Origin of the sequence: Micromonospora sp. LOL_025, assembly GCF_048060285.1 — a bacterium.
GTDB lineage: Bacteria > Actinomycetota > Actinomycetes > Mycobacteriales > Micromonosporaceae > Micromonospora.
The window spans coordinates 353341-367512 of record NZ_JBHMIR010000001.1 but is presented as its reverse complement, the minus strand read 5'-3'; the positions used below and the strand labels follow the sequence as shown (position 1 = coordinate 367512).

The 14172-nt window shown below is 73.9% G+C and carries 14 protein-coding genes and 1 pseudogene; 3 read left to right on the top strand and 12 right to left on the bottom strand.

Going from position 1 to position 14172, the window contains the following annotated elements:
* Positions 1-243 precede the first annotated feature (243 nt).
* The gene (aspS, locus tag ACFHW0_RS01705) at positions 244-1530 is read left to right on the top strand and encodes an aspartate--tRNA(Asn) ligase (protein WP_416604972.1); all 1287 of its coding nucleotides are present in this window, start codon (positions 244-246) and stop codon (positions 1528-1530) included.
* Between the two features lie 74 nt (positions 1531-1604).
* On the opposite strand, the gene ACFHW0_RS01700 is transcribed toward aspS, so the two are convergent.
* The 3 genes from ACFHW0_RS01700 to ACFHW0_RS01690 all read right to left on the bottom strand — a co-directional run bounded on the left by ACFHW0_RS01700 (position 1605) and on the right by ACFHW0_RS01690 (position 4600).
* Complete coding sequence (locus tag ACFHW0_RS01700) at positions 1605-2033, bottom strand: VOC family protein (protein ID WP_416604970.1); 429 nt, start codon at positions 2031-2033, stop codon at positions 1605-1607.
* 3 nt (positions 2034-2036) lie between these two features.
* The gene (gene lipB, locus ACFHW0_RS01695) at positions 2037-2678 is read right to left on the bottom strand and encodes a lipoyl(octanoyl) transferase LipB (RefSeq protein WP_121400431.1); all 642 of its coding nucleotides are present in this window, start codon (positions 2676-2678) and stop codon (positions 2037-2039) included.
* 101 nt (positions 2679-2779) lie between these two features.
* Positions 2780-4600: a DUF2079 domain-containing protein gene (locus ACFHW0_RS01690; RefSeq protein ID WP_416604969.1), complete on the bottom strand. Its 1821-nt coding sequence runs from the start codon at positions 4598-4600 to the stop codon at positions 2780-2782.
* A gap of 162 nt (positions 4601-4762) precedes the next feature.
* Between ACFHW0_RS01690 and ACFHW0_RS01685 the strand changes: the two genes are divergently transcribed.
* On the top strand, positions 4763-5998 hold the full coding sequence (locus tag ACFHW0_RS01685) for a PHB depolymerase family esterase (RefSeq protein WP_416604968.1): 1236 nt from the start codon (positions 4763-4765) through the stop codon (positions 5996-5998).
* An 18-nt stretch (positions 5999-6016) separates the two neighbouring features.
* Here the strand turns inward: ACFHW0_RS01685 and ACFHW0_RS01680 are convergent, their stop codons facing one another.
* Complete coding sequence (locus ACFHW0_RS01680; RefSeq protein WP_416604967.1) at positions 6017-6916, bottom strand: TIGR01777 family oxidoreductase; 900 nt, start codon at positions 6914-6916, stop codon at positions 6017-6019.
* A 45-nt stretch (positions 6917-6961) separates the two neighbouring features.
* Positions 6962-7969: an aldo/keto reductase gene (locus ACFHW0_RS01675; protein WP_416604966.1), complete on the bottom strand. Its 1008-nt coding sequence runs from the start codon at positions 7967-7969 to the stop codon at positions 6962-6964.
* Positions 7970-8020: 51 nt separating this feature from the next.
* Here ACFHW0_RS01675 and ACFHW0_RS01670 point away from each other — a divergent pair, with 51 nt between their 5' ends.
* Entirely contained in the window at positions 8021-8389 is a 369-nt protein-coding gene (locus ACFHW0_RS01670; RefSeq protein WP_416604964.1) for a MerR family transcriptional regulator, read from the top strand.
* Here ACFHW0_RS01670 and ACFHW0_RS01665 read toward each other — a convergent pair.
* The 7 genes and pseudogenes from ACFHW0_RS01665 to sucB all read right to left on the bottom strand — a co-directional run bounded on the left by ACFHW0_RS01665 (position 8386) and on the right by sucB (position 14156).
* Positions 8386-9309 (bottom strand): LLM class flavin-dependent oxidoreductase, encoded by a 924-nt coding sequence (locus ACFHW0_RS01665; RefSeq protein WP_416604962.1) that lies wholly within the window; start codon positions 9307-9309, stop codon positions 8386-8388. The two genes, ACFHW0_RS01670 and ACFHW0_RS01665, sit on opposite strands and share 4 nt — an antisense overlap.
* 129 nt (positions 9310-9438) lie before the next feature.
* Positions 9439-9603, bottom strand: coding sequence for a hypothetical protein (locus tag ACFHW0_RS01660; RefSeq protein WP_416605257.1), 165 nt, complete (start codon positions 9601-9603; stop codon positions 9439-9441).
* A 71-nt stretch (positions 9604-9674) separates the two neighbouring features.
* A pseudogene (locus ACFHW0_RS01655) lies at positions 9675-9833 on the bottom strand (hypothetical protein); the annotation flags it as partial.
* 210 nt (positions 9834-10043) lie between these two features.
* The gene (locus ACFHW0_RS01650) at positions 10044-10460 is read right to left on the bottom strand and encodes a type II toxin-antitoxin system VapC family toxin (protein ID WP_416604961.1); all 417 of its coding nucleotides are present in this window, start codon (positions 10458-10460) and stop codon (positions 10044-10046) included.
* Entirely contained in the window at positions 10450-10719 is a 270-nt protein-coding gene (locus ACFHW0_RS01645) for a type II toxin-antitoxin system Phd/YefM family antitoxin (RefSeq protein WP_416604959.1), read from the bottom strand. The genes ACFHW0_RS01650 and ACFHW0_RS01645 overlap by 11 nt, the downstream gene beginning before the upstream one ends.
* 82 nt (positions 10720-10801) lie before the next feature.
* Positions 10802-12133, bottom strand: a complete 1332-nt coding sequence (locus ACFHW0_RS01640; protein ID WP_416604957.1) for a low temperature requirement protein A — start codon at positions 12131-12133, stop codon at positions 10802-10804.
* A 181-nt stretch (positions 12134-12314) separates the two neighbouring features.
* Complete coding sequence (gene sucB / locus ACFHW0_RS01635; RefSeq protein WP_416604956.1) at positions 12315-14156, bottom strand: 2-oxoglutarate dehydrogenase, E2 component, dihydrolipoamide succinyltransferase; 1842 nt, start codon at positions 14154-14156, stop codon at positions 12315-12317.
* Positions 14157-14172: the final 16 nt, after the last annotated feature.

Below are 14172 nucleotides of genomic sequence, written 5' to 3'. Positions count from 1 at the left end.
CTGCGGGAAGAACGGCGGGTGGCCGGTTGCCGCGCGACTGCGCGGAAGGGACGCCCCCCGCCCAGTAGAGCCCGCCCGGCTGGCCCCGGTGAAAAGGCGACGAACGAGGCCCCCGCCAGCGGGGGCGAAGGTGTGGTGGCACCGCGAGGTTTCCCGCTCGCCCACACCTCCCGGGGCTGAGGCGATGCTGTCGCCGCCCCCAAGGCGGCGCAGGCGTTGCGATCGATCGAGGAGCAGCCCGCAGTGCAACGCATCCTTTCCACCCAACTCTCCGCCCATGTCGGCGTGCCCGTCCGGATCGCCGGCTGGGTGCACCGCCACCGGCTGCTCAAGTCGGTGGCCTTCCTGATCGTCCGGGACGCCGCCGGCCTCGCCCAGGTGGTGGTCACCGACCCGGCCGTGCGCGCCGAGGTGGAGCAACTCACCGAGGAGACCGTCGTCGAGGTCACCGGCACGGTGGTCGCGAACCCGACGGCCCCCGCCGGGGTCGAGCTGACGGCGCCGACGGTACGACCGCTCGGCCCGCCCGCCGTACCGCCGCCGTTCGACCTGTACCGGCCGGCGCTCACCGCGAGCCTGCCCACCCAGCTCGACCACGCGCCCGTCGCGCTGCGTCACCCGACCCGCGCGGCGGCGCTGCGCGTCTCGGCGGCGGCGGTGGCCGGGTTCCGGGCCACGCTCGACGCCCGCGACTTCGTGGAGATCCACACCCCGAAGGTGGTCGGCTCGTCCACCGAGAGCGGGGCGAACGTCTTCGCCCTGGACTGGTTCGGCCGGCCCGCGTACCTGGCGCAGTCGCCGCAGTTCTACAAGCAGCTCATGGTCGGCGTCTTCGAGCGGGTCTACGAGGTGGGGCCGGTGTTCCGGGCCGAGCCGCACGACACCGTCCGGCACCTGGCGCAGTACACCTCGCTCGACGCCGAGCTGGGCTTCGTCACCGACCACCGGGACGTGATGGCCGTGCTGCGGCACACCGTGGCCGGCATGCTCGACGCGGTACGCGGGCGGGCCGGGGCCGCGCTCGCCACCCTCGGGGTGTCGGTCCCGGACGTGCCGGCCGAGATTCCCGCCGTGCACTTCACCGAGGCGCTCAGGATCGCGGGCGCGCCGGCCGACGAGCCGGACCTGGCCCCGGCGCACGAGCGGGCGCTGGGCGAGTGGGCGCGGCGGGAGCACGGCTCGGAGTTCCTCTTCGTCACCGGCTACCCGATGGCGAAGCGGCCCTTCTACACCCACCCGGACCCGGCACGGCCCGCGTACTCCAACGGGTTCGACCTGCTCTTCCGCGGTTTGGAGCTGGTGACGGGCGGGCAGCGGCTGCACCGGCACGCCGACTACCTGGTGGCGCTCGCCGCCCGGGGCGAGCCGGTCGAGCCGTACGCCGGCTACGTCGACGCGTTCCGGCACGGGATGCCGCCGCACGGCGGTTTCGCCATCGGCCTGGAACGCTTCGTGGCCCGCCTCACCGGCGCCACCAACGTCCGCGAGGTAACCGCCTTCCCCCGCGACCTCCACCGCCTCACCCCCTGACCCCTGACCCCCTGGGGGCTAGGCGGCGATCATGAGGTTGGCGGCACTGAAGGAGATCGACTTCGCCGCCAACCTCATGATCGACGGGGGAGCCGGGGGTGGGGGGTGGGGCAGGTTGGGCCGAGGAGGTCCCAGAGGTTGCCGGCGATGTCGCGGAAGACGGCGACCCGGCCGTACGGCTCGGTGCGCGGCGGCTTCACGAACTCGACGCCCGCCTCGACCATCCGCCGGTGGACGGCGTCGAAGTCGTCGACCTGGAGGAAGAAGCCGACCCGGCCGGCGACCTGGTCGCCGACCGATCGGGCCTGCCGGTCGCCGTCGGCACGGGCCAGCAGCAGCCCGGTCTGCGCGCCCGGCGGCCGGACGACCACCCAGCGCTTCGGCCGGCCGTCGTTGGTCAGCGACGGGGAGTCCTCCACCAGCTCGAAGCCGAGCACCTCGGTGAAGAAGTCGATGGCAGGGTCGTACTCGGCCACGACGATCGTGACGAGGTCGATCCGCACCGGTCAGGCCGTGACGAGGGTGGGCAGGTGGCGCTCCACGACCGGCAGCACGTCGGCGACGGTGACCGGGCGGCCCAGCTCGGCGGTGAGCGAGGTGACCCCGGCGTCGCGGATGCCGCAGGGCACGATCCGGTCGAAGTGGCCCAGGTCGCAGTCGCAGTTGATGGAGAAGCCGTGCAGGGTCACGCCGCGGGCGACCCGGATGCCGATGGCCGCCACCTTGCGGGCCGGGCCCCGGTCGTCCTCCGGCACCCAGACCCCGCTGCGCCCCTCGACCCGGCCGGCGGTCAGCCCGAACTCGGCGCAGACGTCGATCAGCAACTGCTCGGTGCGGCGGACGTAGGCGACCACGTCGACCGGGTCGGGCAGCCGCACGATGGGGTAGCCGACCAGCTGCCCCGGGCCGTGCCAGGTGATCTTGCCGCCCCGGTCAACGTCGACGACCGGGGTGCCGTCCATGGGACGGTCCCACGGCTCCGTGCGCTTGCCGGCGGTGTAGACGCTCGGGTGCTCCAGCAGCAGCACGGTGTCGCCGCGCTCGCCGGCCACCACCGACTCGTGCAGCCGGCGCTGCTCGTCCCAGGCGGCCTGGTAGTCGAGGACACCGGCGCGGACGGCCGTGAGGCCGGAGGTCGTCGTGGTCACGCCGCCAAGCCTAAACCCGTACCGGCCGGTCACCATCGGTGACGCGGCTCACGGCGGGACCGGCGGCGGGTCGGCTGCCCGCGCTCGGCCGGGGCGACGACTCAGCCCTGCGGGACCCGCCACAGCCACACGTCGTCCACCCGCTCGGGCGGGCCGAGCAGCGCGGTCACCGTACGCCGGATCGCCTCCTCGTCGACCGGCCACTTCGCCCCGTGCACCTCGTCGGGCAGCACGATCGTCTCGATCCGCCAGTGCCGCAGGTCGGCGCGGACCTCCTCGACGCTGCCCTCGGTGATGATCGGCACGAGCCCGGTCCGGCCGGCCTGGTCCACCAGCGCGCCGAACGGGCGCGGCGGCGGGCCGATCCGCCCCCGGCCGTCGGGGCCGCCGGGGCCGAGGAAGAAACCGGAGGGGATGGCGAACTCGCCCTGCCGGTGCGCCAGGGCGTACGCCTGCCAGCGCTGGCCGTCGGGGTAGACGTCGAGGGTCAGCGGCACCGGGGTCAGCACGCCGCCGGGGGAGACGTGCTCCCGCCACGTCCCGGCGGTGATGAAGCGCGGGACCGGCTCGCGTTCGATGGTCAGCAGCGGCGTCGGCACCAGCGGCAGCAGCGCCAGCGCGAACCCCGCCCACCAGGCCAGCCGCGCGGGTCGGCGCCGGGGCGGATCGGCGCGGAGCTGGTCCACGGCGTACGCGAGCAGCACCCCGATCACCGGCGCCACGACCAGCGCCAGCCGGGCGGGCAGGGCGGCGTTCACCACCGGCAGGTGCCCGAGCAGGTCGAACGGCATCGGCAGGTCGAAGCGGCGCCCGTCGACCTTGGCCACGGGCCCGAACGACAGCACGGTGAAGACGGCGGCGGTCACGCCAAGCGCCCAGAGCGTCGCCCGGCGGGCCGGGTCGGCCCGGCGCCACAGCGCCACGAAGCAGGCGACGGCGAGCAGCAGCAGCGGAACGCCGAAGAACGAGTTCTCCTCGGTCGGGTTCGGCGCCAGTTGGGTGCCCAGCCCCATCTCCCCGGCGAGCGACCGGCGCGGGTACGCCGCGTACGCGACGACGTCCTCCGAGTGGATGATCGCGTCGAAGCCGGTGCCGTGGAAGCGCTGGGGGCCGGCGAAGTGCAGCCACAGCGGGTACGCCAGCAGCACCCCCGCGACGACGGCGGTCACCCCGAGGCCGCGCAGGAAGGTCGGCAGCACGGCGCGGGTCTCGGCGCGGTGCACCGGGTGCAGTGCCCAGACGGCGACGAAGACGCCGAGCGCCAGCGCGGTGAAGAAGAGCCCCTCGGCGGCGATGGAGAAGGCGACGGCGACGAGCAGGCCGAGGATCGCGCCGTCGCGCAGCGGGTGCCGGGAACGGCGCAGCGCGAAGGTCCGCCAGATCAGCAGCGGCACCAGCCAGCCCGCCGTCCAGTTCAGGTGGGCGTTGGCGTGCGAGACCATGCCGGGGGAGAAGCCGACGAACAGCCCGCCGACGGCGGCGGCGAGCGGGCTGCGGAGCAGGTGCCGGGAGAGCAGCCAGTACCAGGCGAACGCGGTGGCGGCCAGGTTGAGGGTGAGGATCACCAGGAACGTGGCCGGCGGCCCGATCAGGTACGTCAGCGGCGCGAAGACCACCGCGTACACGGTGATCGAGGTGTTGACCGCGAGGTTCACCCCGTCGGGGACGTTGACCAGGTAGGTGAAGAGCGGGTTGTCGCCGTGGGTCACCGCGTGGCCGCCGAAGGCCAGCAGCCACTCGAAGAGCGCCTGGTCGCTGGAGTTGACCGTGATGGCGCGGCTGTTCGGGCCCTGCCACAGCCCGCTGGTCACCCAGACGGCGAGCGCCAGCGCGACCAGCGCCACGATCAGGTCGGCCCGCCGGTGACGGACGACGCGGGGCGGGGAGGCCGGCGAAGGCGCCAGGGACGGGGAGGTCGGCACGCAGCGGACGTTACCAACCGCACCGGGGCACGCCGGTCAGGACGCACATCCTCCGGACGCGGAATGTGTGACCGTGCCCCATGTCACAGCATCGACATATCGACGTAACGTCGCGGCAATTCGCGGGTGACCCAGTTCACACCCCGTCCCCAGGAGGCCCCCGTGCGCCGCTCCCCGTCCCTGCTCACCCGGCTGACCGGCGCGGTCGCCGGGATGGTCCTCGCCGCCGCCGCGGTGGCGACCGTCGCCGCCCCCGCCCAGGCCGCCACCCTCACCCAGGTCACCAACTTCGGCTCCAACCCCGGCAACCTCGCCATGTACGCGTACCGGCCGGACAACCTGCCGGCAGGAGCCCCGGCCGTCGTACTGCTGCACGGCTGCACCCAGAACGCCGCCGGTTACTTCGCCAACTCCGGCTGGCAGAAGTTCGCCGACCAGTGGAAGTTCACCCTGATCGTGCCGCAGCAGTCCAGCGCCAACCAGCCGCTGAGCTGCTTCAACTGGTTCGTAGAGCAGGACATCGCCCGGGGCTCCGGCGAGGCGCTGTCGATCAAGCAGATGGTCGACCACGCCAGGAACAACTACGGCACCGACGCCCGCCGGGTGTTCGTCAGCGGGCTCTCCGCCGGCGGCGGGATGAGCGCGGTCATGCTGGCCACCTACCCGGACGTCTTCGCCGCCGGCTCGGTCGTCGCCGGCCTGCCGTACCGCTGCGCGCCGCCCGCCTCCACCAGCACCTGCCAGTACAGCGGGGTGAACAAGACCCCGCAGGAGTGGGGCAACCTGGCCCGGGCCGCGTACCCCGGGCACACCGGCCCGCGTCCCCGGGTCGCCATCTGGCACGGCACCTCGGACTCCACCGTCGTGCCGGCCAACGCCACCGAGCTGCGCGACCAGTGGACCAACGTCCGGGGCGTCTCGCAGACCCCCACCAGCACCGCGTCGCTGCCCGCCAACACCAGCCTGGAGGTGTACGGCAACAACGACGTCCGCCTCTACCGGGTCTCCGGCATGGGCCACGGCACCCCGGTCGACCCGGGCCCGGGGGCCGAGCAGTGCGGCACCGCCGCCGCGTACATGCTGGACACCATCTGCTCGGCGTACCACGACGCGGTCTTCTTCGGCCTGAACGGCGGAACGGGCCCCGGCCCCACCCCGACGGCGAGCCCCACCGTCTCCCCCACGGCGAGCCCCACCGCCTCCCCGACCGCGAGCCCGACCCCGGCGCCGACCTGCGTGACGGCCAGCAACTACGCGCACGTCGCGGCCGGCCGTGCCTACCAGTCCGGCGGCTACGCCTACGCCAACGGCTCGAACCAGCGGATGGGCCTGTACAACACCTTCTACACCAGCACCCTCAAGCAGACCGGCCCCAACCACTGGGTGATCGGCTGCTGATCCCGTACCTGCGCGCCGCTACTCGGTGAGGGCGGCGCGCAGGGCGGTGGCCAGGGTCGGGTGGCGGTAGGTGAAGCCGGCTCCGGTGAGCACGCCCGGGAGGACGCGGGTGCTGGTCAGCGCCTCGTGCGCGAAGCCGCCGAGCGCCACCTTCAACGCCAGCGCCGGGATCGGGACGACCGCCGGCCGGCGCAGCTGCCGGGCCAGCTCCCGGGTGAAGTCGGCGTTGGTCACCGGGGCCGGTCCGACCAGGTTGACCGGCCCCACGAGGTCGTCGCGGTCCAGCACGAACCGCGCGGCGTCCAGCCAGTCCGCCATGGAGATCCACGGTAGCCACTGCCGGCCGCTGCCGAGCCGGCCGGCGACGCCCAGCCGGAACGGCAGCAGTTGCGGCTTGAGCAGCCCGCCGTCGCGGTGCATCGGCAGGCCGATGCGCAGCCGCACGACGCGTACGCCCGCGTCCTCGGCCGGCCGGGTCGCCGCCTCCCACACCCGGCAGACGTCGGCCAGGAAGCCCTCGCCCGCCGGGGCGTCCTCCTCGACCGTCCGGTCGCCGGTGTTGCCGTACCAGCCGACCGCCGAGGAGTTCAGCAGCGCCCTCGGCCGGTCGGCCTGGGGCAGCCCGGCGATGGTGATCGCCAGCGTGGTGGTGGTGTCGACCCGGCTGGACCGGATCAGCTGCCGGTACGCGTCGTTCCACCGCTTGTCGCCAACGCCCGCGCCGGCCAGGTTGACCACCGCGTCCGCCTCCGCCACCACCGCCGGGTCGAGCTGCGCGGCGGCCGGGTTCCACTGCCGCTCGTCGGGGCCGCGCGGCGGCCGGCGGACCAGCCGGGTGACCTGGTGCCCGTCCGCCGTGAACCGGTCGGCCAGCCGGGTGCCGAGGAAGCCGGACGCGCCGGCCATGAGGATCCGCATGCCCCCATCTTCGGGTACGCGGCCCGGCGCGGCTGCGCCGAGCGGTCATCCCCCGGCCGGGACCGGGGCCGGGCGGAGGTCGGCCATGAGTCGTTCGACCTCCGCGAAGGCGTCCCCGGGCAGCGGGCCGAGGGCGAGGGTGGCGAAGTTCTCCTCGGCCTGGGCCACCGTCCGGCAGCCCGGGATCGGCACCGTCCGGGGACTGCGGGCGAGCAGCCAGCCGAGCGCGCCCTGGGCGAGCGTACGACCGTCGGCGGTGAGCGCCGCCCGGATCCCCTCCACCCGGGCCGCCCACTGCGGAGTGGGCCGGCCGTCGGTGAACCAGACCAGCCACTCCGGGGCCATCCCGCGCACGTCGTCCCGGCCGACGGCCCGGGTCGCGCCGGTGAGCAGCCCCATCGCCAGCGGCCCCCGGTTGAGGGCGGACACGTCGGCCGCGTCGCACACCGCCAGCATCCGGGCGTTGTCCCGCAGCACCGACTGGTCGTGCTGGATCGCGGCGCAGTGCGGCCCGGCCGCCGCGAACGCCTCGGCCGACGCCGGGTCGTCGGTGCTCCAGCCGTACGCCCGGATCTTGCCCTGGGCGACGAGGTCCTCCAGCGTGCCGACCAGGTCGAGCGCGGCGGGCACCGGTAGGTCGTTGATGTGCAGCTGGTAGAGGTCGACGTGGTCGGTGCCGAGCCGGCGCAGCGACTCCTCCAGGCTGGACACCGCGTGGTCGGGGCTGGGGTCGGTGCCGGTCCACCGCCTGGTCGCCTCGTCGGCAAGGTTGCCGAACTTGGTGGCGATCACCGCCCGGTCGCGGCGCCCGGCGAGGGCCCGGCCGAGGACGCGCTCGCTGTGCCCGGCACCGTAGTTGCTGGCCGTGTCGAAGAGGGTCACCCCGAGGTCCAGGGCGGCGTGGACGGTGCGGACCGACTCGTCGTCGTCGACCTCGCCCCAGCCGAACGGCTGCCCTCCGTCGCCCCACAGTGGCCCGCCGATCGCCCAGCAGCCCATGCCGAGCGCGCCGACCTCGATCCCGCTGCGACCCAGAGTCCGTGTCGTCGTCATGCCCCACAGCGTTCAACCTGGAGTGCGCTCCAGGTCAAGTAGGCTGCCGCAATGAGCGGGTACGCACCCTCCGAGGCGGCGCGGCGCAGCGGCTTCAGCCTCGACACCCTCCGGTACTACGAAAAGATCGGGCTGCTCAGCGGCGTCGGGCGCACCTCGGGCGGGCGGCGGATCTTCACCGACGAGGATCTCAGCTGGCTGGTGCTGTTCCGCTGCCTGCGCGACACCGGCATGCCGATCGCCGAGATGTCCCGCTACGCCGATCTGGCCCGCGAGGGCGACCACACCGCGGGCGAGCGGAAGGCGCTGCTGGAACGGCACGCGGAGCGGGTCGAGGAGCAGATGCGCCTGCTCCAACGCCAGCACGATCACCTCCGCGAGAAGATCCGCTTCTACGAGCGGCTGCCGGGAGCCTCCTAGCCGGCGGCGGCCACGCGGGCCAGGACCGGCGTGAGCGGGTCGAGCGCGCCCTCGCGTACGACGAAGCGGGTGACGCCCCAGCGACGCCGGTGTTCGGCGACCGCCGCGACGATCTCGTCCTCGGTGCCGATCAGCACGAACGGCGTCGCGAGCAGCTCGGCGACGGTCAGGCCGATCCGCTCGGCGGTCGGCGCGGCGGCGGCCTCGGCGTCGTCGGTGACGGCCACGTGCTGCACGAGTGCCTCCAGCACCGGCGGCTCGGCCCGCCCTTCCGCCCCGGCGGCGACGCAGGCCAGTTGCGCCTCGATGTCCGCCTCGCGCCAGCGCACGTCGTGCCGGTGGCCGTCGGGCAGCGTGCGCCCCAGGCCGGACAGCCCGACCACGTCGGCGTGCGCGCCGGCCCAGCGCAGCATCGCCGAGTTCGCCGTGCCGAGGGTGAACGGGATCCGTCGCTGCACCGGGCGCGGGGCCTCCAGCCGCGCGCCCCGCACGGCCAGGTCGGGGGAGTCGACGGTGACCTCCTCGCCGTCGAGCAGGGCGCGGACGGCCTCGGCCACGGCCAGGCAGCGGCGCACCCGCCCGGCGACGTCAGGGCGCTCCCGGCCGACCGCGCGCCACTCGGCCGGGGTGTGGCCGGCGCCGAGGCCGAACCGGGCCCGCCCGCCGGAGAGCAGGTCGAGGGAGGCCACGTCCGAGGCGAGCAGCATCGGCTCGCGGACACCGGCGTTGGAGACGTACGAGCCCAGGCCGATCGTCGAGGTCACCGCCGCCGCGGCGGCCAGCGAGACGAAGGGGGACGCCGCCAGACCCGGATGGTCGGCGGTGAACAGGGCGTCGAAACCGGCCGCCTCGACCCGCCGGGCCAGCTCCAGCCAGCTCGGGCCGTCGGACGGGACCGCCTGGAGAGTGAAGGTCGCCATGTGCCCACCCTGCCGGGCCCGGGCCCGCCGGCAAAGCCCCCGGCGGCGATTCTGCTACCGGCAGACCTGGGCCGGGTCGAACGCCGCATCGACCCCGTGGTGCCGCCGGCGCGCTCGCTCGGGTGCGGGTCAGTGGACCGGCCCAGGGTCACGGTCGAGCGGCGGGAGCGGAACCCCGAGGAGCCCCTCGGTGCTGCCGGCGGTCAGCGCGTTGAGCGCGCCGACGAGCTTCTTCTCCTCGTAGACGAAGTGCGTCTCCAGCAGCGCGGCGAGGGTGTCCAGCTCGGCCCGCACCTCGTGCGGCGCGCGGTGGCGTCGGCCAGCTCCTCGACGCGGCGCAGGGCCTCGGCCACGATGTGGTGGTCGGCCGCCAGCTCGCGCAGCACCGGGGCCAGTTCGGGCACCTGGTCGGCCAGCACCCGGAACGCCCCGGCGTCCTCGCCGGTGTGGTGCCGGGTCAGCGCCGCGCAGAAGGCCAGGCAGTGGGTCCGCAGGTCCCTCGGCCGTACGCCGGGGTCGCCCACGCCGTCGCGCAGCTGGGCGAGTTCCTCGCGGAGCCAGAGGTGGATATCGATCAGTTGGTTGCCGAAGGCCCGCAGGCGCTCGTCGGGCGTGAACGGAGGCGTGTGTTCCCCATGCGGTCCCGCGCCTCCATGCCCTCGGCGGTCTTCTTGCCGGGTGCACCGCGACGCTGCGGCCAGCCTACGACAGCAGGCGCGAGGACACGTGCCCCGTCAGGGCCGGCGGACGGGCCGGATGGTGACCAACTCCTCCAGCCCGACGAAGTCGGTCGGATTCGTGGTGTAGAGCGACAGGCCGTTCGCGTGTGCGATGGAGGCGATCATCAGGTCCGCCAGCCGGCGGCGGGTGGTGCGCCCCGCGGCCAGGACCGCACTGGTGACCAGCCCGAAGGCCCGCGCGGCCTCGGCGTCGAAGGGCAGCGGCTCGAAGACGACCTCGGCATGCTGGAGGACGCTGGTCCGCCGGGCACGTTCGGCGCGGTCGTCGGTGTGGTGCGGGCCCGCGGAGAGTTCCGCGAGCGTCACGGCGCTGATCACCATCTCCTCCGGCAGGTCCCCCGGACCGAGGGCGCCGAGATGGATCACGACGTTCGTGTCGATCAGGCCACGGACCGGTGCCTCACCACTCACGGCTGAACGGGTCCTGCTCGACCGACGAGTCGATGTCGGCGCGGAACCTCTCGCCGTCGAGCACGGGAGCCGTCGCGAAGGCGGCGAGCACCTCCGCCCGCTGGACGAACGTGCGCCGGCGGAGCGGGGTGAGCTTTCCGACGGGGGTGCCGTTGCGCGTGATGACGAAGGACTCGCCGGACTCGACGTGCCGCATGATCGCGCCCGAGTCGTTGCGCAGCTCGCGCTGCGTTATCTCTCGATGAGCGTGCTCTGCCACGGTGTAATCCTAGTCGGATGTGCTACGAGGTGCTACGCGACGCCGCGGGTCGAGGGGCGTGACCTCCGGGTGGGCCGGCAGGTCATGTCGACGGCTCGTCCGGGGTGGGCTCGCGCCAGCGGGCGCGCCAGGCGGCCTCGTGCGCCTCGTGGCTGGTCTTCTCCTCGAAGACCATCTCGCGCAGGGCGCGCCGGGAGTCCGCCATGACCACCGCCTCGACCGCCACCAGCCCGATGCAGATCACGGTGAGCAGGGCGAGGGCGGCCAGCCCCGGCAGCCGCTGGCCGACGGGGATCCCGGCGGCGAGCACGAGCACCGCGCCGACCCTCGTCCAGGAGACGGTGCGCAGCGTACGCAGCTGGAACAACATGTTCGCGCCCAGGTAGCAGATCACCCCGCCGAACAGGAGCATGACGCCGGAGCCGTGCGTGGGGTCCCCGACCGGCACCTCGGGGTCGGCGACCTGGTGCACGATCTCCTCGGCGCCGAGGGCGAACAGGATGATCCCGGCGATCATCGGCAGGTGGAAGTAGGCGTACGCGTCCCGGGCCATCGAGACCCGGGGCCGCCCCTCGGCCGCGTGCAGGGCGATCCTGGCGGCCGGTGCGATCACGTCGTAGTGCGCCCACCAGAGCGCGGCCGTGAAGAAGATGCCGAGCACCGCCGCGGCGACCGCCGGCCACGTGGGCGGCTGACCGAGCAGGTTGCTGCCGACGCCGACGGAGATGACCGACTCGCCCAGGGCGATGATCAGGATGAGGTCGTACCGCTCGGTCCAGTGCTCGGCGGAGGTCACCATCCAGCCCCAGGCGCCGGCGACCAGGCCCATGCCGTACTGGAGCAGGACGACGCTGACCCAGAGCCAGTCGCGCAGCATCGCCGCCCGCTCCGGGTCGTCGATCTGGGGCGGGATCAGCGCGGCGGCTATGAGCAGCAGGGTGCTGACCATCATTTCCGGGGAGTACTTCAGCAGCAGCCGCCGCTCGCCGGGTCTCTCCCGCGCGACGTGCCAGTACAGCGCCAGGTGCACGCCCCTGATCACCACGTAGCTGAGCGCGACCACCATCGGCCCGGCGGCCACGTCGGTCGCGTCGCTGAATGCCTGGGGGAGGGAGAGCGCGAAGCAGAACAGCGCGGCCATGCCGATGACCATCAGCACCGGGACGAAGCCCTCGCCGAGGCGGACCCGGGTGGCGACCACGCAGTGCACCACCCAGCACCACCACAGCACGGCGAGCACGAGCATGGCGTGCCCGAGCTGCCATCCGGAGATGTTGGCGGCGGTGGCGCGGGTGATGATGAAGAACGAGAAGACGAAGACCAGGTCGAAGAAGACCTCGAACCGGTCGACCCGGGCGCCGGGGGCGATCGAGACGGCCGGTCCCAGCCGCTCGCGCCACCGGATGACACCCACCCAACCACTCTGGCAGCGCCCTGTCCCCGCCGGGCCGGAATCGCGCCAGCCCGGCGGCGGGCGAACCAGGCGGCGGGCCGGCCGGGCGGCGGGGAACCGAACGGCGTTCAGGCCGGGCGGCCGGACGGCGAAGGGCGCCCCGGTCGGTGACCGGGGCGCCCTTCGTGCCGTCGCGCGGGGACTACAGGCCGAGCTCGGCCTCGAAGTTGCCCGACTCCAGCCGCTCCTTGACCGCGACCAGGAAGCGGGCGGCGTCCGCGCCGTCGATCAGCCGGTGGTCGTACGACAGGGCCAGGTAGACCATCGACCGGACGGCGACGACCTCACCCAGCTCCGGGTCGTTGACCACGACCGGACGCTTGACCACGGCACCCGTGCCGAGCATCGCCGACTGCGGCGACGGCACGATCGGGGTGTCGAAGAGGGCGCCGCGGCTGCCGGTGTTGGTCAGCGTGAAGGTCGCCCCGGCGATCTCGTCCGGGCTGATCTTGTTGGTCCGGGTGCGCTCGGCCAGGTCGGCGATCCGCTTGGCGATGCCGCCCAGGTTCAGGTCGCCGGCGCCGTGGATCACCGGCACCATCAGACCGCGCTCGGTGTCCACGGCGATGCCGAGGTGCTCCGAGTCCGGGTAGGTGATCGTGCCGGCGTCGAGGTCCATGCTGGCGTTGACGATCGGGTACGCCTGCAGCGCCTCGACCGCCGCGAGGGCGAAGAACGGCAGGAACGACAGCTTCACGCCGTGCCGCTGCTGGAACGACTCCTTGGCCCGCGCCCGCAGCTTGGCCACCTTGGTGACGTCCACCTCGACCACGGTGGTCAGCTGCGCCATCTCGTGCAGCGACTGCTGCATCCGCTTGGCGATCGTCGCGCGGATCCGGGGGAGCTTCTCGGTGGTGCCACGCTTGGCGCTCGGCTGCGGCTTGGCGGCCGGCTTGGCCGGGGCCGCGGCGGCGGGCTGCTGCGCCGGGGCCGGCGCGGCCTTGGCGGCCTTGGCCTTCTCCGCCGCCTCCAGCACGTCCTGCTTGCGGATCCGGCCGCCGACGCCGGTGCCGTTGACCGAGGAGAGGTCGACGCCGTGCTCGCCGGCCAGCTTGCGCACCAGCGGGGTCACGTAGCCGGCGGCCTCCTCGCCGCCCTGGGCGGGCGCCGACGGGCGCTGCGGGGCCGCGGCCGACGGCACGGCCTTCTGCTCGGCCTGGGCGGGCTGCGCCGAGGTCTCGGCCTCCGCCGACGGCTCGTTGTACGACATGCCCGGGGTCGGCTCCTCGACCTTGGGCTCCGGCTCCGGCTTCGGCTCGGGCTTGGCCTCGGCCTTCGGCTCCGGCTCCGGCTTGGGCTCGGGCTTGGCCTCCGCCTTCGGCTCGGGCTTCGACTCCGGCTTGGCCTCGGCCGGGGCGGCGCCGGCGGTACCGATCACGGCCAGGTCGGCGCCGACCGCGGCGGTCTCGTCCTCGGGAACCTTGATCTCCAGGACCGTGCCGGCCACCGGCGACGGGATCTCGGTGTCGACCTTGTCGGTGGAGACCTCCAGCAGCGGCTCGTCCACCTCGACGGTGTCGCCGACCTGCTTGAGCCAGCGGGTGACCGTGCCCTCGGTGACGCTCTCGCCGAGGGCCGGCATCTTGACCGGGGTGCCCTCGCCCGCCGGCGCCGGCGCGGCCTTCTCCTGCGGCTCCTCGACGGCCGGCTGCTCCGCCTCGGCCTGCGGCTCCTCGGCGGCCTCGGCGGCCTCCTCGGCCGGCTCCTCCTGCTGCGGGGCGGTCTCGCCGCCGCCGGTGGACTCGCCCTCGCCCGCGATCACGGCCAGCTCGCTGCCGACCTCGGCGGTCTCGTCCTCGCCGACCACGATCCGGCTCAGCACGCCCGCCGCCGGGGACGGGATCTCGGTGTCGACCTTGTCGGTCGACACCTCGAGCAGGGGCTCGTCGACCTCGACGGTGTCGCCCTCCTGCTTGAGCCAGCGCGTGACGGTGCCCTCGGTGACGCTCTCACCGAGCCGGGGCATGGTGACCGATACCGGCATCTTCAAAGACTCCTTC